Source organism: Marinobacter bohaiensis (assembly GCF_003258515.1).
Taxonomy (GTDB): domain Bacteria; phylum Pseudomonadota; class Gammaproteobacteria; order Pseudomonadales; family Oleiphilaceae; genus Marinobacter_A; species Marinobacter_A bohaiensis.
In genome coordinates this window covers 2,290,893-2,307,117 of the sequence record NZ_QGEH01000001.1, presented here as the reverse complement: position 1 = coordinate 2,307,117, position 16,225 = coordinate 2,290,893, and the positions used below count along the sequence as shown (strand labels likewise).

Genomic DNA, 16,225 nt, shown 5'->3' with positions numbered 1-16,225 from the left:
TGCAGAACGGATCGGGTAAAGGCGCCGATTGCGGCTTGCGACAGGCAAAAAAAAGCGAGGCTCCTTCGAGCCCCGCTTCGTGTGCCTTTAACGGGATGGCATCAGGCCAGCCAGAAACCCATCACCAGGAAGGAGACAAAGGCCAGGGCCGCGCCAATCAGGGCGTACGGGATCTGTGTCAGGCCGTGCTGCATCGGCGTACAGCCGGAGCCGGTGGACGACAGCACCGTGGAGTCACTGAAGAAGCAGGCGTGGCTGCCGAAGGCGGAGGCCGACAGCAGGGCGCCGACGGTCAGCGGCATGGACATGTCCATTGCCTGGGCCATCGGAATCACGATCGGCAGGGACACCACGAACACACCCCAGCTCGAACCGGTGGAGAAGACCACCGCGGCCATGGTCGCGAACACCAGCGCCGGCAGGATCGCCGGAGACAGGTACGGGCTGATGGTTTCGATGATGTACGGGGTCATACCCAGTTCGTCGTTGATGGCCTTGACCATGAAGCCGGCGCAGACCACCGCGATCGGGTGCAGCATCACCTTGAAGCCATCCAGCATGGCGTCGGTCAGTTCGCCGAAGCTCATCAGACGCTGCCAGAAGTACAGCACCATGGTGAAGATGGAGGCCACCAGCGCGCCCAGCAGCAGGTCGATCTCGTAGTAGACGCTGGCGGCGATGAGCACGGCCATCGGCAGCAGGAAGTTCAGAAGGCCCACGGTGGTTGAGGTGCGACGGACCTTACTGGTATCGAAACCGGTGTTCTGGACGCCGTCCGGAATCGGTTGGCCGTTGCGGGCACGCTCTTCGGCTTTCTTCATGGGGCCGAAGTCTTTCAGGTAGCCCATGGCCACCAGCCAGACAACGATCAGGGCCGCCCAGCCGTACGCCATGTACGGAATGGACTCGATGTACAGGGACATGCCCTGGCCGTCGGCGACCGCGCCGTTCTCTTCCAGCAGCGCGCCGAAGTAGACCGCCCAGGTGGAGATCGGCACCAGGATGCAGACCGGCGCGGCGGTGGAATCCACCAGGAACGCCAGCTTCTCGCGGGAGATCTTGAAACGGTCGGTCAGGTTCTTCATGGAGGCGGAGACCGCCAGGGAGTTCAGGTAGTCGTCGATGAAGACCGCCAGGCCCAGCGCCGAGGTGGTCAGCATGGTGCCGCGCTTGGTCTTGATGCGCTTGGCCAGCATCTCGCCAAAGCTGAGCACGCTGCCGCCGCGTTCCAGCATGTTGATCAGGCCGCCCATCATGCCGCAGACCAGCACGATCCAGGCGATGGTCTCGTTCTGGACCACGTTCATCGACAGATCGCCGAGGCTGGTGAAGATGCTGGCCGGGTCGATCAGCAGGGAACCGGCGATGATGCCGGCGAAGATGGATTCCAGGGGGCGCTTGGTCTTGATGGCGACCGCGACGATCAGCAGTGAGGGCAACAGGCTCAGAAAGCCGTAGGTGTCGCCGTCCATCTGCCAGGTGGACATCCAGGCAAAAACCGCCAGGATGGCGCCGTAGGCCAGGATGGAGTTGAGCGGTTTTCGGACCGTCGCGGCGTCCATCAGGTCGCTGTCCGGCGCGGAAAACCCGCTTTCGGTACGCATCGTGTCATCTGTCATTATCTTACCCGTCTCTTGCTTTTTTATGGAACCGCGGTGAGAGCCGTCACCGCGGAGTTCTGGGCATATTGATTCCGCGTTTTCGCCGGGTTGCGACGCGGTTGTATTTGTTCAGCAGGAGGAATCAAATGCCGAGCTGGTCGCGCAGGTTGTAGTACCAGGCCCCCATCGCCGTGAGCGGGATACGCAGGGCGCGTCCGCCGGGGAATTTGTGCTGGGGCAGGCTGGCGAAGATGTCGAAACGCTCCGCCTGGCCACGGATCGCGTCACTGATCACCTTGCCCGCCAGGTGCGTGCAGGTGATGCCGTGGCCGCTGTAGCCTTGCGCGTAATACACGTTGCCGCCGATGCGCCCGAACTGCGGCAGACGCATCAGGGTCAGCAGGAAGTTGCCCGTCCAGGCGTAGTCCACCTTGGTGCCCTTCAGCTCGGGGAAGGTCTTGAGCATGTTCGGTACGATCAGGGATTCGACTTTCTCCGGCTCGCGGGCGCCGTAGGTGACGCCGCCGCCGTAGATCAGACGGCCGTCCCCGGACAGACGGAAGTAGTCCAGCAGGTAGTTGCAGTCCTCGACGCAGTTGTCTTTCGGCAGCAGGCGCTTCTGGATGCCTTCGGAAAGTGGTTCGGTAGCGATGATCTGGGTGCCGCAGGGCATGGCCTTGGATTCCAGCTTCGGCAGCAGACCGTTGAGGTAGGCGTTGCCGGCGATCAGCACGTAATCCGCTTCCACGCAGCCTTCCTCGGTGTGCACCGCCGGCTTGTCGCCTTCGCGCACCCGCAGTGCCGGGGAGTTCTCGTAGATCACGCCACCCAGGGATTCCACGGCAGCTGCTTCGCCCAGCACCAGGTTGAGCGGGTGGAAGTGGCCGCCGGAATGGTCGATCAGGCCGCCGGCGTAACGCTCGGTGCCGACGTGCTGACGGATCTGGTTGCCGTCCAGCAGCTCCAGTTGGGTGTGGCCATGGGCTTCCCAGAGCTTTTTGCGATCCACCAGGTCATCGAACTGCCGGCTGTTGCAGGCCGCGAAGATACCGCCTTCCTTCAGATCGCACTGGATGTTGTACTGATCCACGAAGCGACGCAGGATGCGGCCGCCCTCGAAGGCCATCTGGCCCATCTGGGCGCCGACTTCCTTGCCGTAGTGGTTCTCGATGAAATCGATGTCGCGGCTGTAGCTGTTGACGATCTGCCCGCCGTTACGGCCGGACGCGCCGAAACCGATGCGGCTTCCTTCCAGAACCACGACCTTGTAGCCCTGCTCGGCCAGGTGAAGGGCGGTGGACATGCCGGTAAACCCGGCGCCGATGATGCAGACGTCGGTTTTGACATGCCCTTGCAGGGTCGGGCGGACGTTGGTGTCGTTCGCCGACGCCGCGTAGTAGGAATTGATGTGAGTGCTCGGCACGGTTTGGCTCCCGAAAAATCGTTGCTGGATGACTTGCTGGCTGAATCTGTGGCGAGTCGATTCGCTCGCTTTTTAAGTTGACTACAACGTTACGAGACAGTGACAAACCCGTGATATACCCCCCTGGGTATATTTTTGGAGCGCAAGTATCGGCGCTGTGAGCCGCCCTGGAGCAGGGTTTGCATTGGGTGCACCGGTCTGGTGCGGAATCGGGAGCTTCGGAAAATAAAAACGGGAGCGCAGAAAAAAGGAGAGCGGAAAAGTGGAGTGCAGAAAAAAGGGAATGCGCGGAACCGTTAGCCGCGCTCGGTAAGCCGCCGACGCAAGAAACGCCGGCGGCCCGGGATCAGCTCAGGGCGTCGAACGCCTGGGCCAGGATGTCCATGCCTTCGTCGACCAGGTCGTCGGTGATGGTCAACGCTGGCAGGAAGCGGATGACGTTGCCGCGAATACCACAGGACAGCAGGATCAGGCCGTGCTTCTGGGCTTCGCCCACCAGCGCCTTGGTCAGCTCCGCGTCCGGCTGGTTGACGTCGCCGTCCACCACCAGCTCCATGGCGATCATGGCGCCCAGGTTCCGAATGTCGCCGATGCGCTGCGGATAGCGGCCCTGCAGGTCGCGCAGGCGGCCCATCATGCGCTCGCCGATCTGGCGCGCCCGGTCGCACAGCTGCTCTTCCTCGATCACGTCCAGCACGGCCAGGGCCGCGGCGCAGCCGATCGGCGAACCGCCGTAAGTGCCACCCAGACCGCCCGGACCCGGCTGGTCCATGATTTCGGCCTTGCCGACCACCGCGGAAATCGGGAAGCCGCCGGCAATACCTTTGGCCATGGTCATCAGGTCCGGCTCGACGCCGGAGTACTCCGTAGCGAACAGGCGGCCGGTGCGGGCGAAACCGGTCTGGATTTCGTCGGCGATCAGCAGGATGCCGTGCTCGTCGCACTTGGCGCGCAGGGCCTGCAGGAATTCCGCCGGTGCCGGGTAGAAACCGCCTTCGCCCTGGACCGGCTCGATGATGATCGCCGCGACGCGGCTCGGCTCGATGTCGCAGGTGAACAGGTCATCCAGCGCAGCCAGGGATTCCTCGATGGACACGCCGTGGTAGGCGTTCGGGTAGGGTGCGTGGTAGATCTCACCCGGGAACGGCCCGAAGCCGGCCTTGTAGGGTTTGACCTTGCCGGTCAGGCCCATGGTCATGTTGGTGCGGCCGTGGAAGCCGCCTTTGAAGGCGATCACGCCCGGACGCCCGGTGTAGGAGCGGGCGATCTTGACGCAGTTCTCCACCGCTTCGGCACCGGTGGTGACGAAGATGCTCTTCTTGGGCGTGTCGCCCGGCGCTATGGCGTTCAGCTTCTCGGCCAGCTCGACGGCGGATTCGTACGGCGTCACCATCAGACAGGTGTGGCTGAACCGCTCAACCTGGGCCTGGACGGCCGCCTGGACTTTGGGGTGGTTGTGGCCGGTGTTGTTGACGGCGATCCCGCTGCCGAAATCGAGAAAGCGGTTGCCTTCCACGTCCCAGATTTCCGCGTTGCGGGCCTTGTCGACGTAGACCGGATGCAGCGCGCCCTGGCCCTGGGCCATGGCGTCGGCGCGGCGCTGATGCAGGGATGCGTTGGACATATCAATTCTCCTCAGAATGTGGCCGGCCTAGCGAATGCCGCCCATGCACAGGTATTTGATTTCAACAAAGTCGTCGATGCCGTAGCGGGAGCCTTCGCGGCCAATGCCGGACTCCTTCACGCCGCCAAACGGCGCCAGCTCGGTGGAGATCAGACCCTCGTTGATGCCGACCATGCCGTACTCCAGCGCCTCGGCGACACGCCACACGCGGCCGATGTCGCGGCTGTAGAAGTAGGCGGCGAGGCCGAACGGGGTGTCGTTGGCCAGTGCCACCGCCTCGGATTCCTCGGTGAAGCGGAACACGGTGGCCACCGGGCCGAAGATTTCCTCCCGGGCGATCTCCATGTCCGCGGTCACGCCGGTAACGACGGTGGGCGGGTAGAAGTTCGGGGAGTCGGGCGTGGCGGCGTCCTGCTGGGCGATCTGTGCGCCGGCGGAGACGGCGTTGTCCACCAGATGGCGCACCTTGCTCACGGCCTTGTCGTTGATCAGCGGGCCGATGGTGACGCCCTCACCAAAGCCGTCGCCGACCTTCAGGTCGCGCACCGCGGCGTTGAGCTTCTCGACAAACGCGTCGTGGACGCCGTCCTGCACCAGAATGCGGTTCGTGCACACGCAGGTCTGGCCGGCGTTACGGAACTTGGAGGCGATGAGGCCGGACACGGCGGCGTCGATGTCGGCGTCGTCAAAGACGATGAACGGTGCGTTGCCGCCCAACTCGAAGGACACCTTCTTGACCGTATCGGCGCACTGGCGCATCAGCAGCTTGCCCACCGGGGTGGAGCCGGTGAACGACAGCTTGCGCACCCGGCCGTCCTCACACAGCACGCGGCCAACTTCCGGCGCTTGCAGGGTGGGGAGTACATTGATCACGCCTTCCGGGATGCCGGCTTCCTGGGCCAGTTGCGCCAGGGCCAGGGCACTCAGCGGGGTGTCTTCGCCGGGCTTGATCACCACGGTGCAGCCCGCTGCCAGAGCCGGGGCCACCTTTCGGGTGATCATGGCAATGGGGAAGTTCCAGGGCGTAATCGCCGCGACCACACCGATCGGCTGCTTCAGGGTGAGCAGTCGCTTGTCCGGGCCGTGGGCCGGGATCACGTCGCCGTAGAGGCGCTTCGCTTCCTCAGCGAACCACTCCACGAAGGAGGCGCCGTAGACAACTTCCCCCTTGGCCTCGGCGAACGGCTTGCCCTGCTCGGTGGTCATGATGCGGGCCAGGTCGTCCTGGTGTGCGATGATCAGATCGAACCAACGGCGCAATAGATTGGCGCGCTGTTTGGCGGTCAGCGCCTGCCAGGGTTTGAGCGCCGCATCGGCGGCGTCGATGGCCGCGGCGGTTTCCGCACCGCCCAAGTCCGGCACGTCGGCAACCTTGTCGCCGTTGCTCGGGTTGAACACGGGGAAGGTGTGGCCCTTGGCCGCATCGACCCACTGGCCGTTGATGAAAGCCTGTTGGCGGAACAGCTCTGGATGATCGATTTTCAGCGTCATGGCGTTATCCATCCGGGGTTGTGGATTTGTATCGATGGTAGGTTGGTCCCAATGTGTGATAAATAACGTTGTTTCCATTTATAGATTGATACTTTTCAAACAATGGCGCGGGGCGCATGAAGAAAGACCTGAAGATCAAGCTGGGGCAGGTGGGCGATTACGAGATCCGGCTGCTCAAGGTGTTCGAGGCGGTCGTTGAGTGCGGCGGGTTTGCGGCGGCGGAGAGCGAGCTGAGCATCGGCCGATCCACCATCAGCATCCACATCGCCAACCTGGAGGAGCGGCTGGACCTGAAGCTGTGCCGGCGTGGACGCGGTGGCTTCTCGCTGACCGAGGAAGGCATTGAAGTCTACGAGCTGATGAAAACGCTGTTTTCGGCCCTGGAGAGTTTTCGTTCCGGCGTCAATGCCTTACACGTCAGTCTTACGGGTGAGTTGAGGATTATCGCCAGCGACGCCATCTGCATGGACCCCCATTCGCGGCTGCCGGACGCCATCGCCCGATTCGCGGAGGCGGCGCCGGAAGTGAACGTGTTGCTGGACGTCAAAGCCCTCAACGACATCGAGCGGATGGTGCTCAACGATGAGGCGGATATCGGCTTCATTCCCTGCCATCGACAACTGTCCGGCCTGGACTACCGCACCCTCTACGTGGATCAGTGCCACCTCTACTGCAGCCGCGCGCATCCGTTGTTTGACGCCGGGGCGTCGCCGCAGCTCCTGGACCGGGTGCTGGCCAGCAAAGTGGTTCACGCCGGCATTCACACCAGCCCCGAAGTCGGCGCCCAACTGGCCGACATGAACAAGGCGGCGATTTCCTACTTCTACGAGGCGCGTTTGGCCATGATCCTGTCCGGCGCCTACATCGGCTTCATGCCGGACAGCTACGTTGAGTCCCAGGTGGTCTCGGGTGACCTGCGCGCGCTGGTGCCTGACAGCAAGCAGTATGCACTGGAGATCACGGCCATTACCCGCAGCCACGGCCGGGCCAATCGGGCGCGGGATCTGTTCCTGGACATTCTGGCCGAAGAGACGACGCGTTCGGGTGTCTAGTCCATATCCCGCAGGGCGTCTTCCAGCACGTCCTCGGGCGGCTCCTCGTAGATCAGCGTGGTGGAGGGGTTCACGTGGCCGGCAATCTTCTGGGCCACTTTCACCGATTTTTTCTGGCGATGGATTACGTGGGTGATCAGCGAACGACGGCCACTGTGGGAGCTGGCCTTTTCCACGCCAGCCCAGCGTCGCAGCATCATCGCCATGTGTTCCTGGAGGGTGTTGGGGGAATACGGGCCGCCTTTCTGGGTTATGAACAGCGGCGACGACGGTTTCAGGGAGCCGGCCTTTTCAATGCGCAGGCGCAGGTAGTCGGTTAACGCCGCCCGCAATGCATCGTCCACCAGCGGCAGGTCCCTGGATTTTCCCTTGTGATGCCGGGCCGGTGGGTGGAAGTCCTCCGGATGGATGTCGGCTCCCGCGCGGGCCAGGGCTTCGATCTGCCGGACGATCCGGTCGAACGTCTCCACCTCGAAGCTGATGGTGCGACGCTGATAGCGCTGACGACTCGTGGCGCCCACGCCCTTGGTGTAGGACGCGGGCAGGCTCATCACACTCAACAGCTCGAAATCGGTGCCCGTGCTGTTGAGCTTGGCAATTTCCTTTACCTGCAGCAGGGCGATTTCCTGCGCGCGAAGCCCCAGCTTGAAGCTGATCTGCATGATCGCCTCGTTCTTCTCCGGGTGGCGGTGTTCGCGAATCACCTGGAACAGGTGGCGCTGTTGTTCCGGTGTTAAAACCCGTGCCTGGCCGGATTTGGGCATAGTGACCTCGGACGTGTGATGAAGGCGTCAACCGACCATGTTAACACACGATCTAAAAATATCTCCGTAGGTTTATGTTTTTAAGCGATTTATTGTAGGACCTACGGTAAGCGGGCGGTTAGTGGATCGGCAGGCGATTATCGGCAGCGGGGTTGGGGAAGTGGGTGCGGTGCACCCACGCTCAGACGCCGATGAGGCTGACCTTGCCGCCGCGCATTTCGATCTGGAAGCGCTCTCCCGCGTCGTTGTAGACATAGGGCGTGCCACCGATGTCCAGCAGCGCGCGGGCCTGGGCGGCGCCGGCGAGAAAATGCACTTCGTTGCGGTCGTTGATGTGAACGAGGATCTTGCGTTCCACCGTGGTCTCCAGCTGTTTAATCGATTGACGGCGCCATTCTAAGGCCTCGGAGTGGTGTGGAAAGACGGATCCTACGATGTGTGTGATAGTCATTGGCAATGATCGGCCGCTCAGGGTGAAGGCACGTTCTATTCCGCGGGCTCGTTGTCACCCAAAGTGTCGGGCGCCGGCTCTATCATGACGTCGACAACGGTCGCAGCAGAGGCCGACGATTTGGGCGGGATAAAGCTCATGGCCCGTTCGGCGAGCGCCGTAATCGTCAGACTGGGATTGACGCCGAGGTTGGCCGACAGCATGGATCCGTCCACCACATACAGTCCCTGGTAGTTGAAGATCCGGTTCTGCGCGTCGATAACCCCCGTGGCTGGGCTGTCCGACATGGCGCAGCCGCCCATGCAGTGTGCCGTCATGGGCACGTTAAAGGTGATCTCGGAAAACGAGCTGAGCCCGATGCCGCCGGTCGCCTGCGCCGCTTTCTCGGTGAAGGCGTTGGCCTCGGGAATATAGCTGGGTATCCGGTCGCCGTGACTGGTCAGGGTTTTCGAGAAGGGCCAGTACCACGGACGCGTCCAGCGCATGTTGATGTGGCCTTCGATGGTCTGCATCACCAGGAAAATCACCGTTTCCCGTGAAAAACGCCAGGGCAACAGGCTGCGAAGCCCGGCCACCGGGCGTTTGGCGATCAGCTTGCCGAGGGCGCCGAGCCAGTGGCCGATGCGCGTCGGGCCAGGACGGCCGCCCGTGAGGACCGTCAGCAGGCTGCTAAGCAGGTTGGAACCGTCCGGGTAGCGGACCGCTTCGATGTGGGTGTAGCGGTCGATGTGAATCCCCGAGCCGATGGCGATCCCTTTCGACAGGTCGTCCTCGCAGCCCGGGTAGCGCACGCCCAGGATGGACTCGGAGTTGGTGCGAACCCGTTTGCCGAGATCGTCGGAAACGCGCGGCAGGGAACCGCGGTCCCTGAGGTCGAACAGCAGACTCTGGGTGCCCAGGGATGAGGCGGCGAAAATCACCTGCCGGGTGGTAATGCGCTGACGCGGTTTTCCGCCCCGGGCAAACGTCGGCACCGTGATGACTTCGTAACCGTCGGCGCCGTCCGCCTGGCCCAGCGGGCGCACGTCCACCACCCGGGTCTCGGCGCGCACTTCCGCCCCCCGTTTCTCCGCCAGGTAGAGGTAGTTCTTGTCCAGCGTGTTCTTGGCGTTGTAGCGGCACCCCACCATGCAACCGCCGCAGCCGATGCAGGAATGGCGCGGCGGGCCGTCACCGCCGAAGTAGGGATCCGTGTATTCGGTGCCGGGTGGGTCGTTCTCGTCGCCGAAGAAAACGCCCACATCGGTGTAATAGAAGCTGTCTTCGACGCCGCCGGCACGCGCCATGGCCTGCAGCCGGTCATCGGCCGCTGCGGGGCGCTGGTTGCGCGTGACGCCGAGCATGCGTTTGGCGGTGGCGTAGTGCTCGGGCATGACGGTTTCCCAGTTGTCCAGCCCGGCCCAGTTGCCGTCGCGCCAGACGGAATCCGGCGGCACCAGCAGCGTCTGGGCGTAGGTGATCGAGCCGCCGCCGACCGCGTTGCCGTGGAGGATCATCACATGCCGGAACAGGCGCAGGCTGAGAAAGCCCCTAAGGCCAAGCGCCGGGCGCCACAGGTAATCCCAGAAGCGCCAGTTGGTGCGGGGCAGGTTGTCCGGCGTCCAGCGGCGGCCCTGTTCGATCACGAGCACGCGGTAACCTTTTTCGCTCAGCCGCAAGGCGCTGACGCTGCCGCCGAACCCGGAACCGATGACGATAAAGTCGTAGTCGTAAGTGGTCTCTGTCACGCCGGTTTTCCTTGTTTTTCGTTGGCCGGATAGGCGGAGTACAGGTCGTAATCCGACAGCTCCAGTTTGCTGGTCATCAGCCGGAAGCTGAAGGTGAAACCGGGCCAGTTGTTGGTGTTCCTGCCGGAAGCGGTCTTGTACCAGGAATGACAGCCGGCTTCCCAGACCGTGTGACTGAGCGTCTCCTGCAGTCGAGCGTTGTAGTCGTGCTGACGATCGGCCTTGACGTCCATGTATCGCAAGGCCGGATCACGCAGCAGGCGCAGGCACTTGATGACATAGCGAATCTGGGATTCCAGCATGAACACGATGGAGCTGTGTGCCAGGTTGGTGTTGGGCCCGTAGAGCAGGAAGAGGTTGGGGAAGCCCGCCACGCTGATGCCCTTGTAGGCTTCGGCGCCGTCCTTCCAGACGGCGTTGAGATCGCGGCCGTCGAGACCGGTAATGGTCATCGGCGTCAGGAAATCCGTCGCCCGGAAGCCCGTGCCAAGGATGATGGCGTCCACCGGGTGCCTCACGCCGCCTTGTGTGATGACGGCGTTGTCGTCGACGGATTCGATCGGGTCCGTCACCAGGTCGACGCGGTCGTCATCCACGGCCGGGAACCAGTCGTTGGAGATGAGAATGCGCTTACAGCCCACCGGGTAGTCCGGAATCAGCTTCGCGCGCTTATCGGGATCGCGCACATGCCTGCGGGCCAGGCGTCGGGTCTGCCATTTCAGCCCGTTGAGCAGGAACCCAAAGCGGGTAAACGCCAGGGCCCGGGTCTCGATCCGCCAATAGATAAACGCCCGGTACAGCCGGTCGGCTAGGGGCATAGCCTCAAAAAGCCACTGCTCGAACCCGGTGAAGGGCCGATCCGGCTTGGGAATCACCCAGGCCCCGGAACGCTGGAACAGCTTGAGTGACGCCACCTCGGGCACGATCTGCGGCACGAACTGGATGGCGCTGGCACCGGTGCCGATGACAGCAACGCGCTTGCCGGCGAGGTCCACGTCGTGGTCCCAACGGGCGGAATGGAATAAGGGCCCCTGAAACCGATCGAGGCCGTCGATGTCCGGCATGGCCGGTTGATTGAGCTGGCCGCAGCCCGGGATGAGCACGTGGGCGCGATGTTCCTGGCCGTCTCGGGTCTCGATACGCCATTGCGCCGACGCCCGGTCAAAACGGGCGGCGGTGACTTCCGTGTTGAAGCGGATGTGCTCGTGCAGGCGGTATTTGTCCGCGCATTGCTCCAGGTAAGACCGAATCTCCGGCTGCAGCCCGAACTTTCGACTCCAGTCGCTCTTGGGCTCGAACGAGTAGGAGTACAGGTGGGACTGGACATCGCAGGCCGCGCCGGGATAGGTGTTGTCGCGCCAGGTGCCGCCCAGGCTGTCGGCTTTCTCAAGGATCGTGAAATGCCCGAATCCCGCCCGTTTGAGCTGCATGGCCATGCCCAGCCCGCCAAAGCCGGAGCCAATAATGACAATGTTCAGTGTCGAGTCCTTGTGCGCCATCATGACTCCATAAGCAATCAGTCATGGATGTAGCTTAGGTTGTCCAGACAGTCCCGGCGATGGCCGGAGGGGACAGTCGACATCGGTGGGGTTGTACGATCCGCTGCGACGTCATGAAGGGGATTAGGCAAAACAACGGAAGGAACAAGCAAACGGGTTGCCGTGGGATAGCGGCATAATGGCAATGCGGTAGAGGTTCCATACCGCGTTCACTCTTCTACGCCCGATGCGCGGCTTGTGCATTTCCGGGCAATCCAACCGTTGCGTGCGATGATGAAAAACCACGAATTGCAGTTACTGTATATTTTCGACGCCATCATGGCGGAACGGTCCGTCACCCGGGCGGCGGAACGGCTGTCCATGACCCAGCCGGCGGTGTCCAACGCCATGTCGCGGATGCGCCAGATCTGGAACGACCCACTTTTCGTGCGCAAGGGGCGCAATATCGAACCCACGTCCTATGCGTACAGCCTGTGGAGTCAGGTCAACCGGCCCATGCACGACCTGGCCAACGCCGTCGGCGAAACGCGCTTTGAGCCGGCAACGGCAAGGCGCCAGTTCCGGATTGCGGCCACCGACGTGATGATCGAGATCCTGTGGCGGCCATTGGTCGAACGGCTGGAGCGGGAAGCGCCGGGAATCGACCTGCTGGCTGTGCCCTACACGCCGGAAGGTGCGCAAACCTCGTTGCGTGAAGCCCATACGGATCTGGCAATTGGCGTACTGACCCAGCACGACCACAGCCTGCGCAGCCAGTTCCTGTATCAGGGCGGCTATCGGCTGGCGATGGGGGAGAACCATCCGCTGGCGGGCGAGGCGGTCACGCTCGACGATTTCCTGGAGGCGCGCCATCTGCTGGTGTCCCTGTCCGGCGATGCCCATGGGTTCGTCGACGATTACCTGAACCAGCAGGGTCTGGCCCGGCGCATCGCGGTGACCGTCAATCATTTTTCGGTGGTGCCGCAGATGCTGCGCGAGTCCAACCTGATCGCGGCGGTGCCGTCACTGATCAGCTACAAACCCGGATTCGACGACGGACTCTGGCAGACCGACCTGCCGTTTGAGGTTAATCCCACCGCGATCTACCTGATCTGGCACGCACGCCACGACCGGGACCCGGCCATCACCTGGATTCGCAACCAGGTGGAAGGCATTCTCGCCGAGCGCCTGGGCGCTCCGCCCTCCGAATCAGGGTGGTTCCCGCGTACCGATTCCGGCGCGCCGCTCCTGTCGGCCTGAGAGATTACATCGGCCTGAGAGATCGCGCGAGTCTGTGGCTGAACGGCCGCCCACAATGCAGTGGCAAGCGCGACCGGTTTCGATCATCCTTAACAATATGTGCATTCAAGAACTGTTTGGCCGGCTGCGTCGTTTTCTCTCGTCGGGCCGGACCACGAGGGCGTTCGTCTCTGCTCTGGCCATGGTGCTGGGCATTGGGACGAACGCTCCGGTCTCCGCGACGCCCGCCGAGCCGCTCGCGCTCGTCGTCGCCGCCCCGGATCTGCCTGGCGAAGTCAATCCGCTCGGACCCGCCCGCGACAGTGACCGCGTGGTCCAGATCCTCGCGCATTGCGGTTTCAGTACCCGCTTTCGGGTTCAGCCGTTCGGGCGCCACCTGCTGACTTTCACCCAGTCCGATGCCATTGACGCGGTCATGACGGTGCCGTTCGACGCACAGATCGGTGGATTTGGCTCCTTGCCCTACATTGCCTACCAGAACGCGGTGATCTATTCCCCCAAGCGCCTGGGTCCCATCGAAACGCCGCAGGATCTGGCTGGTATGAGAGCCGTGACCTTCAAGGGCGGGCACGAGCTGCTGAGACTGGGCTCGTTGCCTTTCGAGAGTGTGCTGGAAGTCACCGACCAGCGACTGCATTCCAGAATGCTGGCACGTGGCCGCGTGGATGTGATTGTCGCGGACCCAACCATTGTGGCCGCCATCAACCGGCAACTGATTGCGCAGGACGACCGGCTCCGGCCGGCACTCAGCGATCTGGCGGTTAACCCTCTGTTCGAGCCGACGCGCTACAAAATGGTGTTCAAACGGGAAGACCATCAACGCGCTTTTGACCGTTGCCGTATCGAGCTGGAGACCCTGGGCCGCTTGGGCCTGCCTGCGTCCTGATCGCTTCGCCCGCCTGGCCGGCCGCGGTCCCGCCGCGTAGACTCTTTTTCCGAATGGTTACGCAGCGTGAGGAGAAACGATGACAGAGGCACTCGGCATTCTGGGAGTGGGGCACCTGGCGAGTTACGTGGTGGCCGGATTGCGCAAGGCAGGCGACAACCGGACCATCCGGCTTTCCCCGCGCAACCGGGAGACCAGCGAAGCCCTGCGCCAGACACACGGCTGTGAGATCGCCCCGGATAACCAGGCGGTGGCCGACGAATGCCGCGTGATCCTGCTGGCCGTGCGCCCGCAGCACCTGGACGCGCTGCTCGATACGCTGACGTTACGCGACGATCACCTGCTGATTTCCTGCGTCGCTGGCGTCTCTTTGGACGCTATTCGCCAGCGTGTCGGCCCGGCCCGTGTCGTGCGAACCCTGCCTCTGGCCTGCGCCGAAGTCGGGGAAGGCGTCGTTCCGCTGTTCCCCGACGAAGCGACGGCGCGTGAGCTGCTCAGTCCGCTGGGGCGCCTGATTGCATTCGATGCGGAACGGGCGTTTGAACTGGCCTCGACGGCGGCCTGCGTCAACGGCTGGACCTACGCCTTTCTCGACCGGCTGAGCGACTGGTTCGCCGGTCAGGGCCTGAGTCCGGAGCAGGCGCGGGAACTGGTGGTTCACTCCATGCGCGGCGCGACCGGGCTGGCCGCCGGGTTTCCCGAGCGATCATTGCGGGGTATCTCCGACTCGATCGCCACGCCCGGCACCTATACCCGGGACGGGCTTGACGCGCTGGAAGCCAGGGATGCCTTTGGCGCCTGGGAAGACGCCTGCCAGCTCATCAAGGATTCATTGGATGGCTAAAGAGCCCGGAAGGTCTGTCCTTGGTCAGGGGGCAGGCGCACCCTGACCGCTGCCCCGGTTTCCCGGGGACGTGGCGTCAGCCAATCGTTAAGACAGTCTGGGTGATTTTATATCTCTTTAAAGTTATGTTATAACATATCTTTAAGGTTCGGTCGCATACCGTCCCATCGAGCCGACCGCCGAGATCGGCGGTTGCAAGAACATGCCGTCCACCCAGAGCTGAGGAGCTGCCATGCCCGCAGACCAAGACCTTGTCGACGTTGCCACCGAGTCCATTGCCAATGCTGGAAGGCTGGAGTGGGTCGGGATGGAAAAAATCGATCTTCCGGCCCGGTTGGCAGGTCGGCCGGTCGACGTGAAGGTGGATGTCGGCGTCAGTCTCGACGATCCGACCGCGAAGGGCATCCACATGTCGCGCCTGTACCTGGCGCTGGAAGCACTGGCCGAGGCCGAGCTCGATGGATCGGCCATCGAGTCCGTGCTGAGGGCCTTCCTGGAGAGCCAGGCTGGCCTGTCGTCTAGCGCGTTCCTGTCTTTTTCGGGGGAGCTATTGCTGCGTCGGCCAGCCCTGCTGAGCCCTCTGTCGGGCTGGAAGGGTTACCCGTTCAAGGTCAGTGCCTCGTTACGTGACGCTCGCCTGGATCTCAGGCTGGATCTGTCCATCGGTTACTCCTCGACCTGCCCGTGTTCCGCGGCCCTGGCACGGCAGGCCATCCAGGAGCAGTTTGAGCGGGATTTTCCCGACGATGCATCACCCGGCCGGCAGGCCGTCCTGGAATGGCTGGGCAGCACACACGGGATCAGGGCCACGCCGCACAGCCAGCGCAGTCTTGCCGAGATGTCGCTGCACCTTGCCAACGATCCTGGGATCTTACCCGTCCAGGAGATTGTTGATGGGGTTGAAGAAGAGCTCGGCACGCCCCTGCAAACGGCGGTCAAGCGGATCGACGAGCAGGCTTTCGCCGTTGCCAATGGCCAGAACCTGATGTTCTGTGAAGACGCCGCAAGGAGGATCGATGCACGTCTTCGCCGGATTCCGGTGGTGCAAGGCTTCCGCCAGCGGGTGACTCACCTTGAAAGCCTGCACGCCCACGATGCCGTAGCCCGCAGCGAATGGAACTGGCGCCCATGAGTATCTGGACAACGCTGGAGCAGGGGGCTGATGCGACTCAGGTGAACCTGGCGTCGTTGAACTGGAACGCACAGGGATTGATCACGGCGATTGCCCAGGATCATGACAACGGGGCCGTCCTCATGCTGGCCTGGATGGATCGTGCAGCGCTGGCGGAAACCCTGGAAACCGGCTGGGTGTGCTACTGGTCTCGATCGCGCGAGCGTCTGTGGCGCAAAGGGGAAAGTTCCGGCAATCGGCAGCGCCTCGTGGAGGCCCGTCTCGACTGCGATGCCGATGCCATCCTGTTGCGGGTCGATACGTTGGGCCCGGCCTGTCACACGCTTCGGGAGAGTTGTTTTTACAACCGGGTTGTCGGCTTCGATCAGACGCTGTCCGTGCACCCGACCATGCCTCCCTCTCCACATCAGGACTGACCCCTTCTCAGGTTCAGCTACCCCATGGCCCGCAGCCACGGGGCAAGCCGCAACACAGGACGCAACAGACAGGAAA

At 63.0% G+C, this 16,225-nt stretch carries 14 protein-coding genes; 6 read left to right on the top strand and 8 right to left on the bottom strand.

The window, feature by feature from the left end; translation table 11 throughout:
* Nucleotides 1-101: 101 nt before the first annotated feature.
* The 4 genes from DKK67_RS10345 to DKK67_RS10330 all read right to left on the bottom strand — a co-directional run bounded on the left by DKK67_RS10345 (nt 102) and on the right by DKK67_RS10330 (nt 6,133).
* Complete coding sequence (locus DKK67_RS10345) at nt 102-1,619, bottom strand: Na+/H+ antiporter NhaC family protein (protein WP_228160569.1); 1,518 nt, start codon at nt 1,617-1,619, stop codon at nt 102-104.
* Between the two features lie 124 nt (nt 1,620-1,743).
* Nucleotides 1,744-3,024: an NAD(P)/FAD-dependent oxidoreductase gene (locus DKK67_RS10340; protein WP_111496264.1), complete on the bottom strand. Its 1,281-nt coding sequence runs from the start codon at nt 3,022-3,024 to the stop codon at nt 1,744-1,746.
* Between the two features lie 346 nt (nt 3,025-3,370).
* Complete coding sequence (gene gabT, locus DKK67_RS10335; RefSeq protein WP_111496263.1) at nt 3,371-4,648, bottom strand: 4-aminobutyrate--2-oxoglutarate transaminase; 1,278 nt, start codon at nt 4,646-4,648, stop codon at nt 3,371-3,373.
* 27 nt (nt 4,649-4,675) lie between these two features.
* Nucleotides 4,676-6,133 carry an NAD-dependent succinate-semialdehyde dehydrogenase gene (locus tag DKK67_RS10330; RefSeq protein ID WP_111496853.1) on the bottom strand — a complete coding sequence of 486 codons (1,458 nt, stop codon included), beginning with the start codon at nt 6,131-6,133 and terminating at the stop codon, nt 4,676-4,678.
* A 122-nt stretch (nt 6,134-6,255) separates the two neighbouring features.
* On the opposite strand from DKK67_RS10330, the gene DKK67_RS10325 reads away from it, so the two are divergent.
* A complete protein-coding gene (locus DKK67_RS10325) occupies nt 6,256-7,191 on the top strand; it encodes a LysR family transcriptional regulator (protein WP_111496262.1) in 936 nt (311 codons plus the stop codon).
* Here the strand turns inward: DKK67_RS10325 and DKK67_RS10320 are convergent.
* From DKK67_RS10320 to DKK67_RS10310, 4 genes are all read right to left on the bottom strand, one after another.
* Complete coding sequence (locus DKK67_RS10320) at nt 7,188-7,955, bottom strand: tyrosine-type recombinase/integrase (RefSeq protein ID WP_111496261.1); 768 nt, start codon at nt 7,953-7,955, stop codon at nt 7,188-7,190. The two genes, DKK67_RS10325 and DKK67_RS10320, sit on opposite strands and share 4 nt — an antisense overlap.
* Nucleotides 7,956-8,136: 181 nt before the next feature.
* Complete coding sequence (locus DKK67_RS21605; RefSeq protein WP_162628818.1) at nt 8,137-8,313, bottom strand: hypothetical protein; 177 nt, start codon at nt 8,311-8,313, stop codon at nt 8,137-8,139.
* A 128-nt stretch (nt 8,314-8,441) separates the two neighbouring features.
* On the bottom strand, nt 8,442-10,133 hold the full coding sequence (locus DKK67_RS10315) for a GMC oxidoreductase (RefSeq protein ID WP_111496260.1): 1,692 nt from the start codon (nt 10,131-10,133) through the stop codon (nt 8,442-8,444).
* Entirely contained in the window at nt 10,130-11,635 is a 1,506-nt protein-coding gene (locus tag DKK67_RS10310) for a flavin-containing monooxygenase (RefSeq protein WP_111496259.1), read from the bottom strand. Before DKK67_RS10310 ends, DKK67_RS10315 begins: the two co-directional genes overlap by 4 nt.
* Nucleotides 11,636-11,905: 270 nt before the next feature.
* On the opposite strand from DKK67_RS10310, the gene DKK67_RS10305 reads away from it, so the two are divergent.
* The 5 genes from DKK67_RS10305 (at nt 11,906) to hisI (ending at nt 16,149) form a co-directional block, all read left to right on the top strand.
* A complete protein-coding gene (locus tag DKK67_RS10305; protein WP_111496852.1) occupies nt 11,906-12,871 on the top strand; it encodes a LysR family transcriptional regulator in 966 nt (321 codons plus the stop codon).
* Between the two features lie 55 nt (nt 12,872-12,926).
* Nucleotides 12,927-13,757, top strand: coding sequence for a type 2 periplasmic-binding domain-containing protein (locus tag DKK67_RS10300; protein WP_162628817.1), 831 nt, complete (start codon nt 12,927-12,929; stop codon nt 13,755-13,757).
* 79 nt (nt 13,758-13,836) lie between these two features.
* Complete coding sequence (locus tag DKK67_RS10295; protein WP_111496257.1) at nt 13,837-14,601, top strand: pyrroline-5-carboxylate reductase family protein; 765 nt, start codon at nt 13,837-13,839, stop codon at nt 14,599-14,601.
* 232 nt (nt 14,602-14,833) lie between these two features.
* A complete protein-coding gene (folE2, locus tag DKK67_RS10290; protein ID WP_111496256.1) occupies nt 14,834-15,733 on the top strand; it encodes a GTP cyclohydrolase FolE2 in 900 nt (299 codons plus the stop codon).
* Nucleotides 15,730-16,149 (top strand): phosphoribosyl-AMP cyclohydrolase, encoded by a 420-nt coding sequence (gene hisI, locus DKK67_RS10285; RefSeq protein WP_111496255.1) that lies wholly within the window; start codon nt 15,730-15,732, stop codon nt 16,147-16,149. The genes folE2 and hisI overlap by 4 nt, the downstream gene beginning before the upstream one ends.
* Nucleotides 16,150-16,225: the final 76 nt, after the last annotated feature.